Here is a 20720-nt window from a genome sequence, read left to right on the forward strand (position 1 = left end):
ATTGCCTTATCAGTTTTCATTTTTAGGTTTGTGGTATGTCTAAGCTCACCATTAGCAAGCGTGGCCGCGAAATGCCGCCATCTCCCATACGAAAGCTCGTGCCTTTTGCCGAAGCAGCGAAAAAGAAAGGCATAAAAGTGTATCACCTTAATATTGGCCAGCCCGATATTGAAACACCTGAACATGTTTTGGAAGCAGTCCGCAAATCAGATTTTAAAATTCTGGGATACAGCCATAGCGCAGGTAATGAAAGTTACCGCCGCAAACTGGTGGGTTATTATGAAAAGAATGGCATCAGCATCAATCATAATCAAATCATAATTACTACCGGCGGCAGTGAAGCTATTTTGTTTGGGTTTATGGCCTGCATGGATGCCGGTGATGAAGTAATTATTCCCGAACCATATTATGCCAATTATAACGGCTTTGCCGTTTCAGCAGGCGTAAATGTGGTACCGATAACATCGCACATAGAAAACGGTTTTGCATTACCCCCGATAGAAGATTTTGAAAAAGTTATTACCAACCGCACAAAAGCAATTGTTGTTTGCAACCCCAATAATCCTACCGGGTATTTGTATAGTAAAGATGAAATGGAAGTTTTGAAGCAAATTGCTCTAAAACACAACCTGTATTTATTTGCCGATGAGGCCTACCGGGAGTTCTGTTATGAAGAAGAGCATTTCAGCGCTATGCAACTGGAAGGCTGTGATGACAATGTGGTATTGATGGATACCATCAGCAAACGTTACAGTTGCTGCGGTGCAAGAATAGGTGCATTTATTACGCGTAATGAAACAGTGTATAATACGGCATTAAAGTTTGCCCAGGCAAGATTAAGCCCTCCAACTTTTGGGCAAATAGCGGGAGAAGCAGCGATTGATTTGCCGGATAATTATTTTGATGTAACAAAAGCAGCATACAAAGCCAGGCGGGATTTAATTGTAGAACGATTAAACGCTATTCCGGGTGTTTACTGCCCCAATCCCGGCGGCGCTTTTTATGCTATGGCTAAGCTGCCCATTGATGATTCTGATAAATTCTGCCAGTGGCTCCTGGAAGAATTCAGTTATGATAACCAAACATTAATGCTGGCTCCGGCAACAGGTTTTTATGGCTCGGTTGATTATGGAAAAGACGAAGTAAGGCTTGCCTATGTTTTAAATCTTGAAGCCATAAGCGCAGCTATGGATTGCCTGCAGAAAGCGCTTGAACAATATCCCGGTCGCCAATAAATTAAATCAACGCAGCAGGTTTATGGTTCCTTTTTGATTGATTATGCTTCCATCCACACATATCAGTTGCATCACATATACGTATGTACCCATGTTTTGAACAAGGCCTTTAAACTTGCCATCCCAGCCATAAGCAGCTTCATTGGTAGTGAAGTTTACCTTTTCAAAAACTTTCTGTCCCCAGCGGTTAAAAATAATCATGGATTTTACGGTTATTGGCACTTTTGAATTGGGATAGAAATAATCATTTAAACCATCATTATTGGGCGTGAAACTATTTGGTATAAGGACGAAATTCTCGATGCAGGCGGGAATCATCTGAACTGAATCCGTATTGATGCAACCGAAATTGTTACGAACTGTTAAGGTATAAGTTAACGGGCTGCCCAATGTGGCAACAGGGCTTGGACAATTGAAACAGGAAAGGCCTGTTTGCGGCAACCATTGCCAATCAATAACATCGGCGCTTGAAGTTGACTGCAGTGTATAGGTAGAACCCACAGGCAATGCCACCTGGCTATCGGTAATATCCACTGTAGGCGACGGATTAACGGTAATGTTTACAGTTGCCGTATCGGTAAAGCAATGGTTGCTGTCGCTGCCGGAAACTGAATAGGAAATATTTCCGGAAGGCGTGGCAATGGGATTGGCAATAGCAGCATCGCTTAACCCCGTAGAAGGAAACCATGAATAATTGCCTGAGCTTGCGCCACCTGCGATCAGTTGCAGGGATGATCCTGCACAAACAGCCGTATCACCCGGTTGTATGCTTACGCGTTCTTTAGGTTGAACGGTTACAACAACTGTATCTGTAGCAAAACAGCCTTCCGGCGTAGAGCCCTTTACATAATAATTTGTTGTTGCATTGGGTGCTACTGTTGGTGGAACAGTACAAGGATTACAAATGACCGCCTGATCAGTATTCCAAATATAAGTTGAAGCGCCTGTGGCCGTTAAAACAGCGCTTTTACCTAAACATAATAATGTATCGTTTCCTGCAACAACTGTTGGCGTGGTAAGCAGTTGCATTTGCTGTGTTTTGGAATTCACGCAGCCATTGCCATCGGTAACGGTGAGTTTAACATTATAAAGACCGGGAAAATCATAATAGTTTAGGGCAGGCCCCTGAACTGAATCTGTTCTGCCATCGCCATAACTCCAAAACCATTTTTGTATTGGCGATCCTGATGGGGTTGATTCATCTGAGAAATCTACTTTGGTAAGGGTACACGCAGTGTCTGGCAGGGAAAATTTAGCGGTAGCGCCTACTATGGTTATCGGGTTTAAATCAATTGTATCGGTACAATTATAAATATTCCGGAAAATTGCAACAGGATTAAAATTACCTGCCGTATCATAAACATGGTTTATCGTATCACGGGTTGAATTATATCCTGTGGAATCCCCGTCGCCAAAATACCACCTGAAATCTTTTGCAATATCAGGATCATACTGTGTAAACCCCAGTTGAACAGGATTACCATAACAGTAAGGCGCCGCAGATAATACATTAGCAACAGGTTTAATTTCAGAAACAAAAACCATACGGTTTGTGGTATCGTAACAAATACCATCATCAACCCTGAGTTGCACATTATATGCACCTACCGCGGGGTAGGTATGTGGTACCGACCTCAGGTTGGATGTACCTCCATCCCCAAATGCCCATTGGTAGGTAGTGTTTGGTGACAAGGTTGCTGAAAAATTAAATGTATAAGGATTCTGGCAATCAGGGTTTGCGAATATTCTTCCGCCAGGAGCTTTTACGTGAATGTATTTATTTCTAACCATCGTATCCCTGCACCCGTTATTGTTAACAATCAACCGCACATTAAACCAACCGGAATCCTGGTAATGCTGTAAAGGTGAAGGTTCCTCGCTTGTTGTTTTATCACCAAAGCTCCATGACCACGATTTAACATTAGCCGAAGATTTATTGGTAAATTGCCTTAGTTCAGAGGCGCAGCCATCCCGGGGAGTGGCTGTAAAATTAGCTGTTGGCTTAGTGCCTACATGTATCAGATTTTCTTCTTTAAGCTGGTTAACACAGCCGTCCGTCGTTTCAATAGTAAGTGAAACATCAAACGTTTTTGTACCGGTAAAAGTGTGAGCAGGATTTTGTTGGGAAGAAGTAGTTCCGTCGCCAAAATTCCAGGTGCGGCTTTTAAGCGTTACACCCGTAAGGTTGGTATTATCATTAAATTGAACGTTTAACGGCGAGCAGCCTGTGGTAACGCCCGTAGTAAACTCAGGTTTAGGAGTTCGAAACACTTTAATATATCCTGTTTTTTCCTCATAATCTTCTTCCAGGTCATTTCTTACAATAAGCCTCACCGTGAAATTGCCCCCCGTTGTATAGGTCATCGTTGGATTTCTTTCTGCTGAAGTTTGCCCGTTGCCAAAGTCCCAAAACCAACTCGTTGCCGAACCGGTGCTCTGGTCTGTAAAACTTACCGTAAGATCAGAACAGCCACTGGTAACAGAAGCTGAAAATGCCGCGGTTAATTGTGTCTTTCCTTCAATACCCGACACCAAAAAAATGCCTAACAATAAAATAAAAACGGGATTTTGGTAGTTAATTTTAATAAGATCGGTTTTAAATAGTTTCAGATTTATTGCAAAAATCCTGCAAATCAATATATAACGGAACATATACTTAAAAAAAAGTAATACTTAGAACGCCTTGAAAGAGTTTTTTAGTACCCCGCTTTTTATTTTAATTGATAAAGACTACTTTTGCGCTCCCTAAATAAGGCGGGATAGCTCAGGTGGTTAGAGCGTCGGATTCATAACCCGGAGGTCTCGGGTTCAATTCCCGATCCCGCTACAAGCAAAAGAGGCGCCTGCGGTGCCTTTTTTGCTTCCTGAAATTTATTTTCCCGGCAAAAGTTTCATGCTCTGCAGCCAGCTCCGGCAACTTTCCATCCATAAATCATTGGTTGTGGGATTATGCAATCCAAAACCATGTCCCCCCGCTTTATAAATATGCATTTCGGCAGAAACTTTATTATGAATTAAAGCTTCATAAAATGTAATACTGTTCATCACAGGCACAACATTATCGTCTGTTGCATGCACCAAAAATGTGGGCGGCGTTAGTGCAGTTACCTGCAATTCGTTTGAAAAAGAATCAAGCAATGATTTAGGCGGGTTTTTACCAATCAGCCTGTCCCTTGAACCAATATGCGCAATACTATCCTGGAAACTGATGACAGGATAAATAAAGATGGAAAAATCCGGGCGCAGGTTTATATTATTTGTATTTTCAATATAACTGTGATTGAAATGCGTAGCTGCAGTTGAGGCCAGGTGCCCGCCGGCAGAAAACCCCATGATACCTATTTTATTGGCGTCAACATTCCACTCTTTTGCATGCATGCGTACCAATTGAATTGCACGCTGGGCATCCTGCAAAGGGCCAATAGTTTTATTAATCATAACGCTGTCTTCGGGCATGCGGTATTTTAAAACAAAGGCCGCCACCCCCATTTTATTAAATTCCCTCGCTATTGCAAAACCTTCTTTCACAATAGATGTTATCCAGTAACCACCGCCGGGGCAAATAACTACAGCAGTGCCGGTGGCAATTTTTTTATCAGGCAAAAAAATGGTGAGTGTTGGCTGTGATGTAAAATGAACTATCGTATCGCCGGTTTCTCTGGGCTCCCACCACTCCTTAGTATTATAAGGCTTGCTGTTAGGCACAGCGCCATCATATAAAGTAATGGTTTGTTGCGCATATAAGGAATGCATTGTAATTGTTGAAATAAATAAGAATAAAGCAATTTTTTTCATGCGTAAAAATTATTCTGGTTTTATGCAAATAAAATCAATTTTTAACCTGCCAGCCATCAGATGTTTTTTCAAGCAGGATAATATTTGATGGGGGGCTTTCATTATTCTCACGATCAACACTGGTTACAGCCATATAACAATTATCCCATTCTTTAGGTATGGCAGTGGTTTGAATAACAAATTCAAATTTAAGCGAAGCATCCGCCGGTATTATTATTGCCGGGTGATTAGTTATACCTGCAATTGTTTTCGACAGGTACACCACAAAATTTTTAATCGGTTCCGTTTCACCTTTATTAATTCCATCGCCGGAAATAGTTAACCGCTGATTTCTTATACTTTGCCCTAAATCTATTTTTAACAGATGCGGATGCTGCGGTGCAGTAGTATCAATCCAATCCATCGGCGGAATCAATGCCGGCATCCTGTAATAATTAAACCGGAGACTGTCTTCCCAGCCGTTTGGGTTATACATTAAAAACTTGCTGCTGTAAAAAATGCTGCCATTTACATTGGCATCATCGCGAAGCATTTTTATTTCATCAGGTAATTCATTGGGATTACGCCATGCCGCCGTTGGCCTTTCAATGGCCCTGTAAACACCGTGGCCGATATATAATTGTTTCCCATAACTGTTTTCACTCCACCAGTTAAGCAAGGTTTCATAATCACAAAGCCTGTGACCTATTTCCCAATACAACTGCGGCGCTACATAATCTATCCATCCCTTTTTCAGCCATAATAAAACATCGGCATATAAATCGTCATAACATGTTTGCCCTGCCTTCGTATCGCTGCCCCGTGGGTCAACTGAACTGTTGCGCCAAACACCAAACGGGCTTATACCAAATTTTACAAATGGTTTATACATAAGTACAGCATCATGAATCATTTTCACAATGCTGTCGCAATTACTGCGCCGCCAGTCAGCCTTGCTTATACCTTTTCCTCTTGCATACTTGAGATAAGCCTGGGTATCCGGAAAATCTTTGCCGGAAATTTTATAAGGATAAAAATAATCATCCATGTGTATGCCGTCTATATCATAACGTTTGAGAATGTCAATAACAACATTCGTTACATACTTCATAGCTTCCGGAATACCGGGATTAAAATATCGTCTCCCGCCGTACCATACAAACCATTCAGGATGTTGCCGCGTTATATGATTGGGGGCAATAAATGTTGATGGGCTCATAGCGGCCCTGTATGGATTTAACCATGCATGAAATTCCATGCCGCGCTTATGGGTTTCTTCAATCATGAATTGAAGCGGATCGTAATAAGGTGAGGGCGCAACACCCTGCCTGCCTGTTAAATATTCGCTCCAGGGTTCATATTGAGAAGCGTATAGCGCATCAGCAGCAGGCCGTATTTGTACAATCACGGCATTCATGCCATTCTTTTGTTGCTCATTAAGGATATTAATGAATTCCTGCTTTTGTTGTTCAGTGTTTAACCCTTTTCTGCTTGGCCAATCAATGTTGGCAACAGATGCAATCCATACTGCTCGAAACTCATATTTTGGCTGGCAATAAACCGATGAAAGATCAAGAAAAAACAAAATCAGTGCACAACAAAAGAATCGCATCATCAAACGAAGATATAAGTTGAGCGCTTAGTGTTTAATGGTAAAGAGAAATTTAGAAATGTATTACCAGAATCGTGAAATGTATGTTGATAAGAAGTTAACTCAATTGAGTTTAATACGAATGTCATACACAAAATCTTTTATATCCAATATTTTGAAAAGCTTATTGTCAGCATGACGCGGGTTCAATATGTAATTAAATTCATCGTGAATAACAGTTGAAGGGATTTTTATAACCGGGCTTTTGGCTGCATTTAAAAGTTTCGTTCCAAATTTTTTTGTTGAAGATGGTGCAGGTATATCTTTCCAGTCTCCGGGCAATTCATATTCTTCAAAAGCAAGAATATTTTCATCAGGTATTTCAAGCGTGGTCATACTTAACGCCCTTGGCACATCATCAATGTTTATATTAACGGTATATTCAAGCAAAGCCAAAGCCCTGCTTTCCGATGTATAAATACAAGGGGTTAATTTATTATTCCACCGGCCACCAAACAACCTCGCCCCTTCTCCTGATAAATCGTTTGCAAATTTGGTTTTGCATATTCTGTATACAAGCATAAAGGCAATTAAGAATAAACGCCATATTCAATGCGGCCAATAACATTTTTCACTTCATCTCTTCCAAATGGACTGCCTATTAATTCAAAGGGCGTTTTACCGCCCAAAGCCTGGTTTGGCCTGAACATCCAGGTATTAAAACGGGCCACATCTTCAAAAACCTCGTAGCCATAAGAATATATATCGGCAAGACTGAAAATTCGCTCACTTAAACCCGCGTTGAATTTTTCCTGTTTCTTTTTATTGATCAATGTGGCTCTTGTAACAGACAATGCTTTGGCAAGCTTATCATAATCCATACTTGTTTTCTCTTTTAATTTTTGTAATTCTTCTTTACTGATGCCATCTTCTACAGCCGCCATTTTTTCGAAATTCGTCATTTGGCTTTCGGGCTTATGGCTAAAAGAAAGAATTGAAGAAAAGTTTTTTAATCCATTGACATTTTTTTTAACCACATATATAGCAGCGCTTTCCTCTACGGTATTGCCTGGTTTTCCGGCTTTATACTTTATCGTTTTCTTTTTTGCCATAGTATAAAATTTTACTAATTTAAATATAAATTTATACATTTCTTTTGAAAAAGAAAATTTTTTTCAGGTATTTTATCAAAAATCTGGCATAATAGGATACACTACGAGAATGCCTAAAAGCATTCCCTCAATCCGTGTATATTTGCCGCCCGATTTTGGCATGAGCAATCAACCTAAAATATCACAACTACCAAAGCCGGAACCAAAAAAATTATTCATAAAAAAAGTAGTCCTCCTTTAGCGGACAGGCGTTTATGTATCGTACACATACATGCGGAGAATTGAGAATTGAAAATGCCGGTGAAACTGTTACGTTGGCCGGCTGGGTGCAAACCGTGCGCAAATTTGGCGCTATAACTTTTGTTGATTTGCGCGACCGTTATGGCATAACACAATTACTTTTTGGCGAAATTTTAAATGACCAACTGGAAGCCAACCCGCTCGGCCGCGAATTTGTATTGCAGGTAAAAGGAAAAGTTTCTGAGCGCAGCAATAAAAATAAAAATATTCCTACAGGCGATATTGAAATTGCGGTAGATGAATTTAAGATACTTAATAAATCAGCAGTGCCGCCTTTTACTATCCAGGATGATACGGATGGCGGTGATGATTTAAGAATGAAATACCGCTATCTTGATCTGCGCCGCAATGCTGTTAAGAAAAACCTTGAATTGCGTTATGCCGTAAACCGCAGCGCAAGAAACTATTTGCATGAGAACGGTTTTTATGATATTGAAACACCTTTTCTTATAAAATCAACACCGGAAGGTGCAAGGGATTTTGTGGTACCAAGCCGCATGAACCCGGGAGAATTTTATGCATTGCCGCAAAGCCCGCAAACATTTAAACAGCTATTAATGGTAAGTGGCTATGACCGCTATTATCAAATTGTAAAATGCTTCAGAGATGAAGATCTGCGAGCCGACCGCCAGCCTGAATTTACACAAATCGATTGTGAGATGGCCTTCGTTGAACAGGAAGATATACTGAATATGTTTGAAGGTTTGGCGAAACGTATTTTTGAAGACGTAAAAGGGATTGATTATACAGATGCGGTTGAACGCATGACCTGGGAAGATGCCATGTGGAATTATGGTAATGACAAACCGGATATTAGGTTTGAAATGAAGATTGCCAATCTTAAAAAGCCTTCATCTGTTTATGTAAACAAAACAGCCGGCAATGCTTTGATCGACAATGCAAATTTTGTTGTATTTGACAGTGCTGAAACTGTTGTTGCCATTGCTGCTCCGGGCTGCAGTGAATATACCCGCAAGCAAACCGACGAACTAACCGAATGGGTAAAACGTCCGCAGATTGGCATGAAAGGTTTGGCTTTTATAAAATGCAATACCGATGGCAGTTATAAAAGTAGCATAGATAAGTTTTATAATGGTGAAAGATTAAAAGCCATTGCTGATGCCGCAGGCGCTAAAGCCGGCGATCTTGTTTTAATTCTTGCAGGTAATGAAGAACGAACCCGCAAAGCTATGAGTGAGCTCCGTTTGGAAATGGCCAAAAGGCTTGGGTTGCGCAAAGACAATGAGTTCAAACTGCTTTGGGTGCTTGATTTTCCCTTGTTTGAATATGATGAAGAGGGCAACCGCTGGGTAGCAAGGCATCACCCGTTCACATCGCCCAAGCCGCAGGATATTGAAGTGATGATCAACAATAACCCGGCAATTGAAGATGCTGCAAGATACCTGGACCATCCTTATGCAAACATCAAAGCCAATGCTTATGATATTGTATTAAACGGCAATGAAATTGGCGGCGGCTCTATAAGAATTTTTCAACGCGAACTGCAGGAAAAAATGTTTGCGGCGCTCGGCATGAGTAAAGAAGAAGCACAGCATAAATTTGGATTTTTATTGGGCGCCTTTGAATATGGCGCTCCTCCGCATGGCGGCATTGCTTTTGGTTTTGACAGGCTTTGCGCCATTCTTGGCGGCAGCGAAAGCATCAGGGACTTTATTGCTTTCCCTAAAAATAATTCAGGCCGTGATGTAATGATTGATGCGCCTTCCACCATTGATGATAAACAGTTGGAAGAATTACAGATAAAGCTTGATGTATAAAAATAAAATAGAGCTTGATTGTTGCAACTACATATCTGAGAGCAAGGAAGTGGCCATTAATAATTGTTTATGTGTTTATTGCTTTGCCTTTTGTTTTAGTCAGGCTTTTAAGCAATGCGGATGATTCAAAAAATGGATTTTATGCTGGATTTATAATTTTTTCTCATGCACTTATATTTTTGCTTTGGCTGGCTTTCAACAATCTTGAAATAAGAATTTATCAAAATTCGATTGCTTACAAAACTTTACTATTTACAAGGGAGATTAACTGGAACGAAATCATCGATGTTGATTTACATCTCGGATTTACCGGACAACATCCGCATCCAAAATGGACATTTTTTGCAGGAAAGAAAAGTATTAATATCGACCCTTCTTATTTTTCAAGAACTAACAACCGTTTTTTAGCTGAAGCAGTTATGTCAAAATGTATCAATGCAAAAATTTCGGACACAGTTAAAAAAATCGCCGACGGAAAATTTCCATGGTATTTAATATGAGCGTTATGATTATTTGCCAACTATAAATTGTGTTTCTTCATTATGACATTTTCCCGCAAAAACTTACAACTTTCAGATAAAAAAAACTTATTCGTTTTTGCATTGGCTTCAGAAGCAGCAACAGAATTTGAGCATGTAAATAAACTTATATGCGGCATCGGAAAAATAAACGCAGCCTATGAACTTACTAAGTTAATTCATACCAATAAACCTTCCCTTATCATAAATCTTGGTTCTGCCGGCAGTAATGTTTTTCCTACGGGTGAAGTAGTTTGCTGCACACAATTTATTCAGCGGGATATGGATGTTCGTCCACTCGGTTTTGCTCAATATGAAACGCCGCTTTCAGGCATTCCGCCTGTATTAAATTATGGCATTGAAATAGAAGAACTGCCTCATGGCATTTGCGGTTCCGGCGATGATTTCGAAATCAATCATTCAAACACAAATTATAATGTAATTGATATGGAAGCCTACCCGCTTGCTTTAATCGCCATGAAAGAAAAAATACCTTTTTTATGCCTGAAATATATTTCAGACGGCGCCGATGGCGCTGCGGCAGAAAGCTGGACAGTGCAAGTGCACAAAGCCGCTGAGGCTTTTAAAAAGATATTGTTTCCCAATACCTTTGCCCCTTTATAAATGAAGCGGTTCGGACAATTATATTATTTGTTCATTCTTATCACATTCGTTTCCTGCGAGCGCACTATTGATCTAAAAGTAAATGATCAACCCTCCAAACTCGTTGTTGACGCCCGTATTGAAGACAACGGCACGCCGCTGGTGGTGCTTTCAAATTCACTCAATTATTTCAATACGATTTCACCCGAAGAGCTGCAGGCTTCTTTTGTGCACAATGCCAACGTAACCATAACCGATGGCAGCAAAACCGTAACCCTGAAAGAAGTAAATTATACAGATTCCAGCGGTTATACTTTCTATTATTATACAGTTGATGTTACCAATCCTGCACAGGTGCTTATTGGCAGACTTAGCACTACCTATAATCTTAATATAGTATTAGCAGACAGTTCAGTTTACACAGCCACCACTACTATTCCTCCCATGCGCAAAACCTGCGATTCGCTTTGGTGGAAAAAAGCGCCTGATAATCCCGACACAACCCGTTGTGTTTTATATGGCCTGTTCACCGATCCGCCCGGCTTTGGCGACTATGTACGTTATTTCGTAAGCACCAATAACCAGCCATTTTATCCAGGCTATACTTCTGCTTTTGATGACCAGATTACCGATGGCACCACCTACACTTTCCAGATACCAAAAAGTTACAGCAGAAGCGATTCTATCAAATTCAACGATGAAGATTTCGGTTTCTTCCATCGTGGCGACAGCATTGTTTTCAAATTCTGCGACATTGATAAAGCCACTTACGATTTCTGGCGCACCTGGGAATATGCGTATCAAAGCACCGGCAATCCCTTCTCCTCGCCCATTAAAGTCATTGGTAATATCAGCGGTGGTGCGCTTGGCGCTTTTTGCGGTTACGCCACGCAATACCAGTCTATTATCATCCCTAAGTAATTATTAACACAAGCTTCATTAATTTTGCACGCTCAAATTATTTGCAGGCAAATAATTTTTGTTGTTATGATCCCGGCTTTTGTACTTCGTGGCGTCACGGTTGTGTCACTCCCTTGTACTAAAATTTTTCATGGCAGCATTATTCACTGTTCAAATTAAAATTCAGTATGGCAAACAACGAAACAGAAAGGGTTCATTGCCTGATCATAGGGTCAGGCCCGGCAGGATATACAGCAGCTATTTACGCAGCACGCGCCAATATAAAGCCCGTTTTATACCAGGGCATTCAGCCCGGCGGGCAATTAACTATAACAACAGAAGTTGAAAATTACCCCGGGTATGCTGATGGCATCCAGGGCCCGGAAATGATGATCGATTTTGAAAAACAGGCAAAACGCATGGGCGCTGATATTCGCTATGGGCTTGCTACGAAAGTTGATTTTTCCGGCCCCGTTCATAAAGTTTGGATTGATGAAGAAAAATTGATAGAAGCTGATTCGGTAATCATCGCCACCGGTGCATCAGCTAAATGGCTTAATATAGAAAGCGAACAGCGTTTAAACGGTTATGGCGTAAGCGCCTGTGCCGTTTGTGATGGCTTCTTTTTCCGCAATAAAGAAGTGGCCATTGTGGGCGCCGGCGACACGGCTTGCGAAGAAGCCTCATATCTCTCAAAGCTTGCCACCAATGTGCACATGATTGTTCGTAAAGACGAGAATGGCATGCGCGCCAGCAAGGTGATGCAGGACCGTGTTAAAAACACGCCCAACATAAAAATCTACTGGAACTCCGAAACTATTGAAGTGCTCGGCGAAACCAGGGTAGAAGGCGTTAAAATAAAAAATAACAAAAACAGCGAAGAGCAAACCATACCCATAAGCGCTTTTTTTGTTGCAATTGGCCATCAGCCTAACAGTGATATTTTTAAAGACTGGATCGACATGGATGAAGCCGGTTATATTAAAACAGTTCCTGGTTCAACCAAAACAAATATTAAAGGTGTTTTTGCTGCCGGCGATGTGCAGGATAAAACTTACCGCCAGGCTGTTACCGCAGCGGGCAGCGGTTGCATGGCTGCATTGGATGCTGAAAGATACCTGGGAGAATCGGGGTTGAATTAAACTGTAACCTGCTGATAAACCAACGGGGTTCTTTAAATGTATTTCGTTCTGTCTGTTAACGCCTTTGATGTACATTTCCTCTGCATGCAGAATATATTTACATGAGCGTTTTGTTTTATTCCACTTTTCTAAAACGTGCCAGCGGCGCCATGCGGGCTTTATTGAGAGATAGTATGCTGTCACTAATCGTATAATTGTCTGCATCTGTAAGTACCTGTTTTAAGCCGCTTTCAATTGTCATATCGGGGCAGGCCATCATGGTTGACATGCCTTGCTGAAAAGTAATGCGCAGTGTTTGCTCATTCAATTCAAATTTGCCGCCCAGGCCGTTGCAACCGCCGTTGGCTGCATAACTGCTGTCTTCTTTTTTAAATGTGATAAAAGGCTCTTTGCCATTTACGCTGTCGGCAACCGGCTGTCCCATTAATTCAATCAATTTCCATTTTACACCTGTAATGGCTAAAGCTGGTGTTGAAGGCGCAGTTTCTGCAATGGCAGAAGCAGTATCAGATGATGATGTTGCAGAATCTTTAGGGTTGCTGCAGGCACTGTATATTATGCCAAGGCAAATTGACAAGACAGGTAAATATTTTGCTTTCATACATTAGATTTATAAGTAAATATAAACGTTATAACAGCAAAATGTTTGCCGCTGTATTATTCTTCAATATATATCATTTATGCATGCTTAAGCCGGCATCATTACTTTTGATGGATGAAGCTTTATATAAAGAATATGGTTTGCCAGCGTTGCAAGCTTGCAGTTGAAAATGAGTTGAGCAAACTGGGGTTGCATCCTGTAAAAACAGAGCTTGGCGAAGTGATTATTAAGGAAGATATTTTGAATAAAGGACAGGAATCTATATTAAGTAAAAACTTAAAAGCATTAGGTTTTGAATTGCTGGATGATAAACGTAAAAAGATAATAGAACAAATTAAAACGCTCATCATAAATACCATTCATTACAACGATCAGCAGCCGCAGAAAAATTACAGCAGTTTTATTGCAGAAAAATTGCACCACGATTATTCGTATCTCAGTAAATTATTTTCTGAAACAGAAGGCATAACCATTGAGCAGTTCATCATTAATCAAAGAATTGAAAAAGTGAAAGAATTATTGGTGTATGATGAAAAAAACCTAAGTGAAATTGCCTACGAAACCGGCTATAGCAGTGTGGCGCATTTATCAGCACAGTTTAAAAAAGTTACCGGTCAAACGCCGACTGTTTTTAAACAAAGCGGCATTTATCATCGTAAAACGTTAGACAACGTTTAATAAGCCCTAATTATATAAATACAATCCATAATTGTGTAACAGCAAGATTCAGGGCTAAAATAATTTTGCTGCATGACACACACATATACTATAACAGGAATGACCTGCAATGGCTGTGCATCAAAAGTGCAAAAGCTTTTAGCAGCAGTTGATGGTGTTGAAAAAGTGGATATTCATCTTGACAAAAACGAAGCAGATATTACCATGCATCATCATGTACAAACAAGTGCATTGCAAAATGCATTAAAAGATTATCCCAAATATCAACTGGCGGAATTGAATGTGCATGATGGCATGCCAACAAAAGATGCAGATGTACCCAAACCCTGGTTTGCAACTTATAAACCAGTGCTATTGATTTTCATGTACATCACCGGCATAACATTATTGATTGAGGCTAACAATGGCTTTAATATCATGCACTGGATGAATAATTTCATGGGCGCCTTTTTTATAGTCTTTTCATTCTTTAAAATGCTTGATTTGAAAGGCTTCGCCGAAAGTTATTTTTCTTATGATATTATTGCAAAAAAATGGATGGGCTATGGCTATCTATATGCTTTTATTGAGCTTGCATTAGGCATAGCCTTTATTGCCGGGTTTAATGCGGTGCTCACCAATACCGTTACATTAATTGTAATGGCCATAAGCATTATTGGTGTTTTGCAAAGCGTTTTTAATAAAAGAAAAATAAAATGTGCCTGTCTTGGCGCCGTATTTAATTTGCCCATGAGCACCATAACAATTATTGAAGATTTGTTAATGATATTAATGAGTGCGGCTATGCTTTTATTTTTGCTGGCGTAAATATTGATATAAAAATTCCAGGTGAAGAGAATCCTATCCATATTGCTTTTTGTTGTTTATGCAACTGCATCCAGCGGCGCTACTATAAGTTTTCATTACTGTATGGGAAAATTTATAGGATGGGATATCGACAAAAGTGATTCGGGAAATTGTGATAACTGCGGCATGCATAAACAGGAGCAACAAGGGTGCTGTAACGATGCGCATGCTTCTTTCAATATCAGCAAAGAACAAGTTAGCTCAGTTATCAATTTTACGCCGCTCAATCATACTGAATATACAAAGAATTATCCGCTTGTCTTTATTGATTATCCGTTATTCAATAGCAGCATAGTTTTTCACCGTATTGAAATTCCGCCTCCACGCGCCAACCCGCCATTTTTATTGAATTGTGTTTTCAGGATCTGATAATAGTATTGTTCAGTTACATGGCTGCTTCTTTGCAGCATTTGAAATGTTGTTACCCAACACTCACAATTGATCACTTACATTATCCTTAATTTTAAAATCATTTCATGAAAACGCTTTTAACAGCTATAATAACTTTTCTTATTTCAATAAATTATTTATCTGCACAGGATGATAGTTCAATGCATGCACATCATAATATGCATAACATGAACGAAAACGATACCATGCCTTCCGCTGAAAAAAATATGGAGAAGAAAGATTACGCGCCAATGGGCAATATGTCTTATTCTTTTTCTCTCAACCTGCCTATGACACGCAATGGTTCCGGCACCGGCTGGAGCCCGGATGCAGCGCCAATGTATGGCCACATGTATCATTCAAAAAACTGGATGTATATGCTGCATTACAATCTTTTTCTCCGTTACAATAAGCAGGATTTAAATGATAAAGGTTCACGCGGCGATGATGGTTTTGATGTACCCAACTGGATTATGTTTATGGGCCAGCGACAGGTGGGTGAAAGAGGCTTGTTTCGTTTTGGTACCATGCTTTCGCTTGATGCGTTGGTAACCGGCCAAAAGGGTTATCCTTTATTATTTCAAAGCGGGGAATCTGCGCATGGCGTGCCGCTTGTTGACCGCCAGCATCCGCATGATCTTTTTTCCGAGCTGTCTGTTGCCTATTCTTATGCACTTTCCAACAAGGCCGATGTGTTTGCCTATATTGGTTATCCGGGCGAACCTGCGTTAGGCCCGGTTGCTTTTATGCACCGCGCTTCTGCTATGGATAATCCTGATGCGCCTATTTCCCATCACTGGATTGATGCAACGCATATAACTTTTGGAGTGGCGACCATCGGTGTAAGGCTGGGGCAATTCAAACTGGAAGGGTCTTCTTTCACGGGCCGTGAACCAGATGAAAACCGTTATGATCTGGATAAGCCAAGATTTGATTCGTGGAGCGGAAGGCTTTCTTTCAATCCTTCAAAAAACTGGGCATTCCAGGTGTCGCAGGCTTATGTAAAAAGCCCTGAAGCTTTGCATCCAGATGAAAATGTGCACAGAACAACAGCTTCCGCAGAATATGCTGCGCAGTTTAATAAAAGAAATTCATTTGCGGCTACTGCTGTTTGGGGTATGAACAAACAAAAAGATGAAGATGGAGAACATGCAGCATTGGCTGAAGCTTCTTATCGTTTAAATAAACTGGCTTTGTATGGTAAATACGAATTTGTACAAAAATCAACACACGAGCTTAATCTTGATGATGCTATTTATGGACATGAACTGTTTAATGTAAATGCTTTTACAATTGGCGCGAATTATGATTTGTTTAAACTGAATAAAACAAAGGTTGCGCTGGGCACACATTTTACTTTTTATAATGAAGATAAAAAGCTATACAGTTTATATGGTAAAAACCCCGCTGCGGTTGAGGTGTACCTGCGCATTTATCCTGCGATGATGAGGATGAAGATGTAGTGTTATTGTGGATTATTTTTGTAAGTGAGCTGAATACTAAAATTATTCACTATTCACCACCGGCAACTCACGAATTAATATCAATGTAATCATTAAAATCTTCTATATGAAAAATTACCACGATTACAAAGAATGCATTGATGCCTGTTTGCAATGTGCCGCATTGTGCAACCATTGCGCAAGCGGAGATACACAGGAAAAAGATGTAAACATGATGGCGAAGTGCATTCAGCTTTGCATGGAATGTGCGGCTATATGTTATGCAGCAGCGCAATTGATGAGCTTGGGCAGCAGCCAGGCAAAAGAAGTTTGCTTTATCTGTGCACAGCTATGCGATGATTGTTATGCAGAATGCAGCAAACATAATCATGAGCATTGTAAAGAATGTGCTGCGGCCTGTAAGAAATGCGCTGAAGCATGCAGGAAAATGGCATAAGCATTTACGGGTAATGAAATTCAATTGGGTAAATTGAAGATTAATGCAAACAGATAGCGACTTTTGTTTGCCCAATTAAATTTCTATGAAGTTTGAAAACACACTTGCCTGCGCCTTGCAACTTGACAAGGAGGATAAACTAAATCATCTCAGGAATAGTTTTTTGTTTCCACAGCATAACGGAAAAGATTGCATTTATTTCACCGGAAACTCGCTTGGCCTTCAGCCAAAAAACACTTCAGGCGAAATAAAACAGGTACTTGATAGCTGGGCTGTCCTTGGCGTTGAAGGGCATTTTAAAGGTGAAAACCCCTGGATGCATTTTCATGATAAACTCACAAAACCACTTGCAAAAATTGTGGGCTGCCTGGCAGAAGAAATAGTAATAATGAATGCGCTTACGGTGAACCTGCATTTAATGATGGCCGGTTTTTACAGGCCAACAAAACAACGTTATAAAATTATCTGCGAAGCAAAAGCTTTTCCTTCCGATCAGTATGCATTTGCATCGCAGGCTTTATTGCATAATCTTAAACCGGAAGATGTTATTGTTGAAGTTAAACCGCGTGAAGGCAAACATGTATTGCATACAGAAGATATTATTTCAGTGATTGAACAACACGCAGGAGAAACGGCGCTTGTATTATTTAGCGGCATAAATTATTACAGCGGGCAATATTTCAATATAAAGACTATAACAGAAGCTGCGCATAAAGCGGGCGCTTATGCAGGTTTTGACCTGGCGCATGCAGCCGGTAATGTTGAATTAAACCTGCATGATTGGAATGTTGATTTTGCCTGCTGGTGCACGTATAAATATTTAAACTCCGGGCCCGGCGCTGTTTCAGGCACTTTTATTCATGAAAGATTTGCAAGGGATAAAAACTTTCCGAGACTGGCAGGCTGGTGGGGCAACAATAAATTAACGCGCTTTAAAATGGAACAAAACTTTGATGCTATCCCAACAGCCGAAGGCTGGCAATTAAGCACGCCGCCTGCCTTATTATTGGCTGCGCATAAAGCAGCGCTTGATATTTTTGAAGAAGCCGGGATAGAAAATCTCCATCAAAAAAGAAAAACATTAACGGCTTACCTGCATTTTATTTTGAACGGCATCAATCAAAAATATAATTACCGCGTAATTGAGATAATAACGCTTGCAAATGAAGATGAAAGAGGCTGCCAGGTTTCTATGTTTATGCACAAAAATGGCAAAGCCATATTTGATGCTTTAACTAATGAAGGTGTGATAGCCGATTGGCGTGAACCTAATGTAATTCGTGTGGCGCCGGTGCCATTATATAATAAGTATGAAGATGTATGGCGTTTCGGAAATATTATTGAAAACATTTTACAATAATGCAATAGCAGTTTCTTTCTGTTAAGAGAAATAACCGCTGATTAGCCCGGTGATTTTTTCTTTATAATTAATGCCAATGGGTATAGAAGCTTTTGCCATTTCAATATTGTTGCCGTAAATAGATTTTATGTGATTTAATGAAACGATATAAGATTTATGAACGCGTATAAATTGTTTCGATTGTAATATTTTTTCCATCTCTCCCATAGTTTGCAGCGTTACAATATTTGAATTAACAGTAACTATTTTAAGATAATCTTTCATGCCCTGCACATACATAATATCGGCAAAATTTATTTTAATAAACCTGCCGCTGCTTTTTACATAAATATGATCGCTTTTCGTTTTAGTTTCAGCGGGTAAATTAATTTCAAGGTATTTATGTATAGCCTTTGTAAAACGTTCGAATGATATAGATTTCAGCAAATAATCAACCACGTTAAACTCATAGCTTTCCAGGGCATAATCGGCGTAAGCTGTGGTGAGAATTATGTAAGGCATAGTTTGTAAAGTGCGCAGGAAATTTAAGCCTGTCATTCCCGGAAGCTGAACGTCTAAAAACATCAGGTCAACCTGCTGCTTTAGCAAAACGTCTTTTGCTTCAAGAGCATTATTGCAAATTGCTATCAGTTGTAATTGAGGCGTACGTTCAATATAAGCTTCAATTACTTGCTGCGCCAGCCTTTCGTCTTCAACAATTATACATTTTATCAAATCAGGCCCTTTTAAGAATGAGTGAAACAGTAAATGTGTTGTTGCTTAAAATTACATCAAGCGTATGGGAGTCGGGATAAAGGTTTTCAAGCCTTCGCCTGGCATTTTGCATGCGCAATTCGGTTGAGCGGCTTTCTTCTTTTTCAGTTTGAATAATATGCAACGCATGAGAAGTTGGATATAATAACTCGAGCATATTTTTACTTGTTCTTATGCCTGTGCCCTGTATTCTCCTGGCTTGTGTTTCAAGATCAATGCTGGTATTATTAATGACTGTAAGTGTAATTTGTTCAGGCGTTATTTTCAGCGTTATATAAATGAATGCGTTGGCATAAGCACTGTCGAAAGCATGTTTAAACCCGTTTTCAACAAACGAAATAAAGAGCAAGGGTTCTATCATTATGCCTTCGGAATCGCCTTCAATATCAAACCGTATATCGGCGTTATATCTTACTTTTTCAAGTTCAATATAATTGCGGATGAATTCTATTTCTTTGGTTAAAGGCACTTTTTCTTCGTTGCATTCATAAATAAGATAACGCATCAGGTCGGCGAGTTTCAATACAATACCTGGTGTTTCGTCAGATTTTTGCATGCTTAATGAATAAATGCTGTTTAAAGTATTAAAAAGAAAATGCGGGTTGAGCTGTGCACGTAAATATTTTAATCGAAAATTATCGTTGTCTTTTTGAAGCGCTATTAACAGTTTTCTTTCATCAAAAGCCTTGTTAATAAAATAAATTGCTATCGCAATTAAAGTATAAATAATACTCCATAAACATTCCCTGATAATAGTACTAAAACTATAAGTAAAATAAGCTTGTTCAGTTTGCGAACCAAAATCCCAAATAATAGAATAAATACCAAAAAGTATTAGCTGTATAGCAGCCAGGAACAAAATAGTTAAACTGAAATATTGTACATATTTTTTTTCATGTAGAAATCTGGGAACTATTATAGCTGAATAAAAAATATAAGCAGGCAACATCAAAAGATTAACTCCGAATACAAACCACCAGATTTTTGCATTATGCAAAAAAAAAGTGAGACAATTTATTAATGGGTTCATTAGGGCAAGCAATACCCAGCAAAATATTTCAATTTTGCCTGTGTGTTTTACCGGGCGGTCGTTGTCAAATTCCATGTGTAATTTTTTAAAACTTAAAACTACCGGATAGAATGCACTGCATTAAATGATTTCGACCAACTGCAGTATAATTTCGATCAATTAAAGAAATCAAAAAATTGGCCCTTAACATTTAAATTACATTTGGAAAAT

Annotated in this window: 20 protein-coding genes and 1 tRNA gene; 13 read left to right on the forward strand and 8 right to left on the reverse strand. The window is 39.7% G+C overall.

Features of this window, described 5'->3' with window-relative positions; genetic code table 11:
* The first annotated feature begins 35 nt into the window (after positions 1 to 35).
* The gene (locus BM015_RS02160) at positions 36 to 1235 is read left to right on the forward strand and encodes a pyridoxal phosphate-dependent aminotransferase (protein ID WP_090654036.1); all 1200 of its coding nucleotides are present in this window, start codon (positions 36 to 38) and stop codon (positions 1233 to 1235) included.
* Positions 1236 to 1241: 6 nt separating this feature from the next.
* Here the strand turns inward: BM015_RS02160 and BM015_RS02165 are convergent, their stop codons facing one another.
* Entirely contained in the window at positions 1242 to 3785 is a 2544-nt protein-coding gene (locus tag BM015_RS02165) for a PKD domain-containing protein (RefSeq protein ID WP_177191783.1), read from the reverse strand.
* Positions 3786 to 3988: 203 nt separating this feature from the next.
* Here BM015_RS02165 and BM015_RS02170 point away from each other — a divergent pair.
* Positions 3989 to 4062 (forward strand) — tRNA-Met (locus tag BM015_RS02170).
* A gap of 44 nt (positions 4063 to 4106) precedes the next feature.
* Here the strand turns inward: BM015_RS02170 and BM015_RS02175 are convergent.
* From BM015_RS02175 to parS, 4 genes are all read right to left on the reverse strand, one after another.
* Positions 4107 to 5030: an alpha/beta hydrolase gene (locus BM015_RS02175; protein ID WP_090654040.1), complete on the reverse strand. Its 924-nt coding sequence runs from the start codon at positions 5028 to 5030 to the stop codon at positions 4107 to 4109.
* A gap of 34 nt (positions 5031 to 5064) precedes the next feature.
* A complete protein-coding gene (locus tag BM015_RS02180; RefSeq protein ID WP_090654042.1) occupies positions 5065 to 6624 on the reverse strand; it encodes a glycoside hydrolase family 10-like protein in 1560 nt (519 codons plus the stop codon).
* Positions 6625 to 6723: 99 nt separating this feature from the next.
* Positions 6724 to 7182, reverse strand: coding sequence for an RES family NAD+ phosphorylase (locus BM015_RS02185; RefSeq protein WP_090654045.1), 459 nt, complete (start codon positions 7180 to 7182; stop codon positions 6724 to 6726).
* An 8-nt stretch (positions 7183 to 7190) separates the two neighbouring features.
* A complete protein-coding gene (parS, locus tag BM015_RS02190) occupies positions 7191 to 7712 on the reverse strand; it encodes a type II RES/Xre toxin-antitoxin system antitoxin (protein ID WP_090655163.1) in 522 nt (173 codons plus the stop codon).
* A gap of 254 nt (positions 7713 to 7966) precedes the next feature.
* Here parS and aspS point away from each other — a divergent pair, with 254 nt between their 5' ends.
* The 5 genes from aspS (at position 7967) to trxB (ending at position 12953) form a co-directional block, all read left to right on the forward strand.
* Positions 7967 to 9790: an aspartate--tRNA ligase gene (gene aspS, locus BM015_RS02195; protein ID WP_090654047.1), complete on the forward strand. Its 1824-nt coding sequence runs from the start codon at positions 7967 to 7969 to the stop codon at positions 9788 to 9790.
* A 14-nt stretch (positions 9791 to 9804) separates the two neighbouring features.
* Positions 9805 to 10290: a hypothetical protein gene (locus tag BM015_RS02200; protein WP_090654051.1), complete on the forward strand. Its 486-nt coding sequence runs from the start codon at positions 9805 to 9807 to the stop codon at positions 10288 to 10290.
* 102 nt (positions 10291 to 10392) lie between these two features.
* Complete coding sequence (locus BM015_RS02205) at positions 10393 to 10932, forward strand: 5'-methylthioadenosine/S-adenosylhomocysteine nucleosidase family protein (protein WP_218148414.1); 540 nt, start codon at positions 10393 to 10395, stop codon at positions 10930 to 10932.
* 27 nt (positions 10933 to 10959) lie between these two features.
* A complete protein-coding gene (locus tag BM015_RS02210) occupies positions 10960 to 11832 on the forward strand; it encodes a DUF4249 domain-containing protein (RefSeq protein WP_245751171.1) in 873 nt (290 codons plus the stop codon).
* Positions 11833 to 11999: 167 nt separating this feature from the next.
* Positions 12000 to 12953 (forward strand): thioredoxin-disulfide reductase, encoded by a 954-nt coding sequence (trxB, locus tag BM015_RS02215; protein ID WP_090654057.1) that lies wholly within the window; start codon positions 12000 to 12002, stop codon positions 12951 to 12953.
* 115 nt (positions 12954 to 13068) lie between these two features.
* Here trxB and BM015_RS02220 read toward each other — a convergent pair whose 3' ends face one another.
* Positions 13069 to 13554: an META domain-containing protein gene (locus BM015_RS02220; protein WP_090654059.1), complete on the reverse strand. Its 486-nt coding sequence runs from the start codon at positions 13552 to 13554 to the stop codon at positions 13069 to 13071.
* 114 nt (positions 13555 to 13668) lie between these two features.
* Between BM015_RS02220 and BM015_RS02225 the strand changes: the two genes are divergently transcribed.
* From BM015_RS02225 to kynU, 6 genes are all read left to right on the forward strand, one after another.
* Positions 13669 to 14232: a helix-turn-helix domain-containing protein gene (locus BM015_RS02225; protein WP_090654061.1), complete on the forward strand. Its 564-nt coding sequence runs from the start codon at positions 13669 to 13671 to the stop codon at positions 14230 to 14232.
* A 72-nt stretch (positions 14233 to 14304) separates the two neighbouring features.
* A complete protein-coding gene (locus BM015_RS02230) occupies positions 14305 to 15039 on the forward strand; it encodes a heavy-metal-associated domain-containing protein (protein WP_090654063.1) in 735 nt (244 codons plus the stop codon).
* 21 nt (positions 15040 to 15060) lie between these two features.
* Positions 15061 to 15447 carry an HYC_CC_PP family protein gene (locus BM015_RS02235; protein ID WP_143075727.1) on the forward strand — a complete coding sequence of 129 codons (387 nt, stop codon included), beginning with the start codon at positions 15061 to 15063 and terminating at the stop codon, positions 15445 to 15447.
* A gap of 107 nt (positions 15448 to 15554) precedes the next feature.
* Positions 15555 to 16931, forward strand: coding sequence for a porin (locus tag BM015_RS02240; protein ID WP_090654067.1), 1377 nt, complete (start codon positions 15555 to 15557; stop codon positions 16929 to 16931).
* A gap of 106 nt (positions 16932 to 17037) precedes the next feature.
* On the forward strand, positions 17038 to 17367 hold the full coding sequence (locus BM015_RS02245) for a four-helix bundle copper-binding protein (protein WP_090654070.1): 330 nt from the start codon (positions 17038 to 17040) through the stop codon (positions 17365 to 17367).
* Between the two features lie 85 nt (positions 17368 to 17452).
* Positions 17453 to 18727 carry a kynureninase gene (gene kynU / locus BM015_RS02250; protein WP_090654072.1) on the forward strand — a complete coding sequence of 425 codons (1275 nt, stop codon included), beginning with the start codon at positions 17453 to 17455 and terminating at the stop codon, positions 18725 to 18727.
* Between the two features lie 21 nt (positions 18728 to 18748).
* Here kynU and BM015_RS02255 read toward each other — a convergent pair whose 3' ends face one another.
* Together BM015_RS02255 and BM015_RS02260 are read right to left on the reverse strand one after the other, a co-directional pair.
* A complete protein-coding gene (locus tag BM015_RS02255) occupies positions 18749 to 19441 on the reverse strand; it encodes a LytR/AlgR family response regulator transcription factor (RefSeq protein WP_090654074.1) in 693 nt (230 codons plus the stop codon).
* Between the two features lies 1 nt (position 19442).
* Complete coding sequence (locus tag BM015_RS02260) at positions 19443 to 20585, reverse strand: sensor histidine kinase (RefSeq protein WP_090654076.1); 1143 nt, start codon at positions 20583 to 20585, stop codon at positions 19443 to 19445.
* Between the last annotated feature and the right edge of the window lie 135 nt (positions 20586 to 20720).

It is taken from the genome of Parafilimonas terrae (genome assembly GCF_900115755.1).
Lineage (GTDB): Bacteria > Bacteroidota > Bacteroidia > Chitinophagales > Chitinophagaceae > Parafilimonas > Parafilimonas terrae.

Coding starts and splice junctions, on each gene's coding strand:
- BM015_RS02160 (WP_090654036.1), top strand. CDS start 36: ATGTCTAAGCTCACCATTAGCAAGCGTGGCCGCGAAATGCCGCCATCT.
- BM015_RS02175 (WP_090654040.1), bottom strand. CDS start 5,030: ATGAAAAAAATTGCTTTATTCTTATTTATTTCAACAATTACAATGCAT.
- BM015_RS02180 (WP_090654042.1), bottom strand. CDS start 6,624: ATGATGCGATTCTTTTGTTGTGCACTGATTTTGTTTTTTCTTGATCTT.
- BM015_RS02185 (WP_090654045.1), bottom strand. CDS start 7,182: ATGCTTGTATACAGAATATGCAAAACCAAATTTGCAAACGATTTATCA.
- parS (WP_090655163.1), bottom strand. CDS start 7,712: ATGGCAAAAAAGAAAACGATAAAGTATAAAGCCGGAAAACCAGGCAAT.
- aspS (WP_090654047.1), top strand. CDS start 7,967: ATGTATCGTACACATACATGCGGAGAATTGAGAATTGAAAATGCCGGT.
- trxB (WP_090654057.1), top strand. CDS start 12,000: ATGGCAAACAACGAAACAGAAAGGGTTCATTGCCTGATCATAGGGTCA.
- BM015_RS02220 (WP_090654059.1), bottom strand. CDS start 13,554: ATGAAAGCAAAATATTTACCTGTCTTGTCAATTTGCCTTGGCATAATA.
- BM015_RS02225 (WP_090654061.1), top strand. CDS start 13,669: ATGAAGCTTTATATAAAGAATATGGTTTGCCAGCGTTGCAAGCTTGCA.
- BM015_RS02230 (WP_090654063.1), top strand. CDS start 14,305: ATGACACACACATATACTATAACAGGAATGACCTGCAATGGCTGTGCA.
- BM015_RS02240 (WP_090654067.1), top strand. CDS start 15,555: ATGAAAACGCTTTTAACAGCTATAATAACTTTTCTTATTTCAATAAAT.
- BM015_RS02245 (WP_090654070.1), top strand. CDS start 17,038: ATGAAAAATTACCACGATTACAAAGAATGCATTGATGCCTGTTTGCAA.
- kynU (WP_090654072.1), top strand. CDS start 17,453: ATGAAGTTTGAAAACACACTTGCCTGCGCCTTGCAACTTGACAAGGAG.
- BM015_RS02260 (WP_090654076.1), bottom strand. CDS start 20,585: ATGGAATTTGACAACGACCGCCCGGTAAAACACACAGGCAAAATTGAA.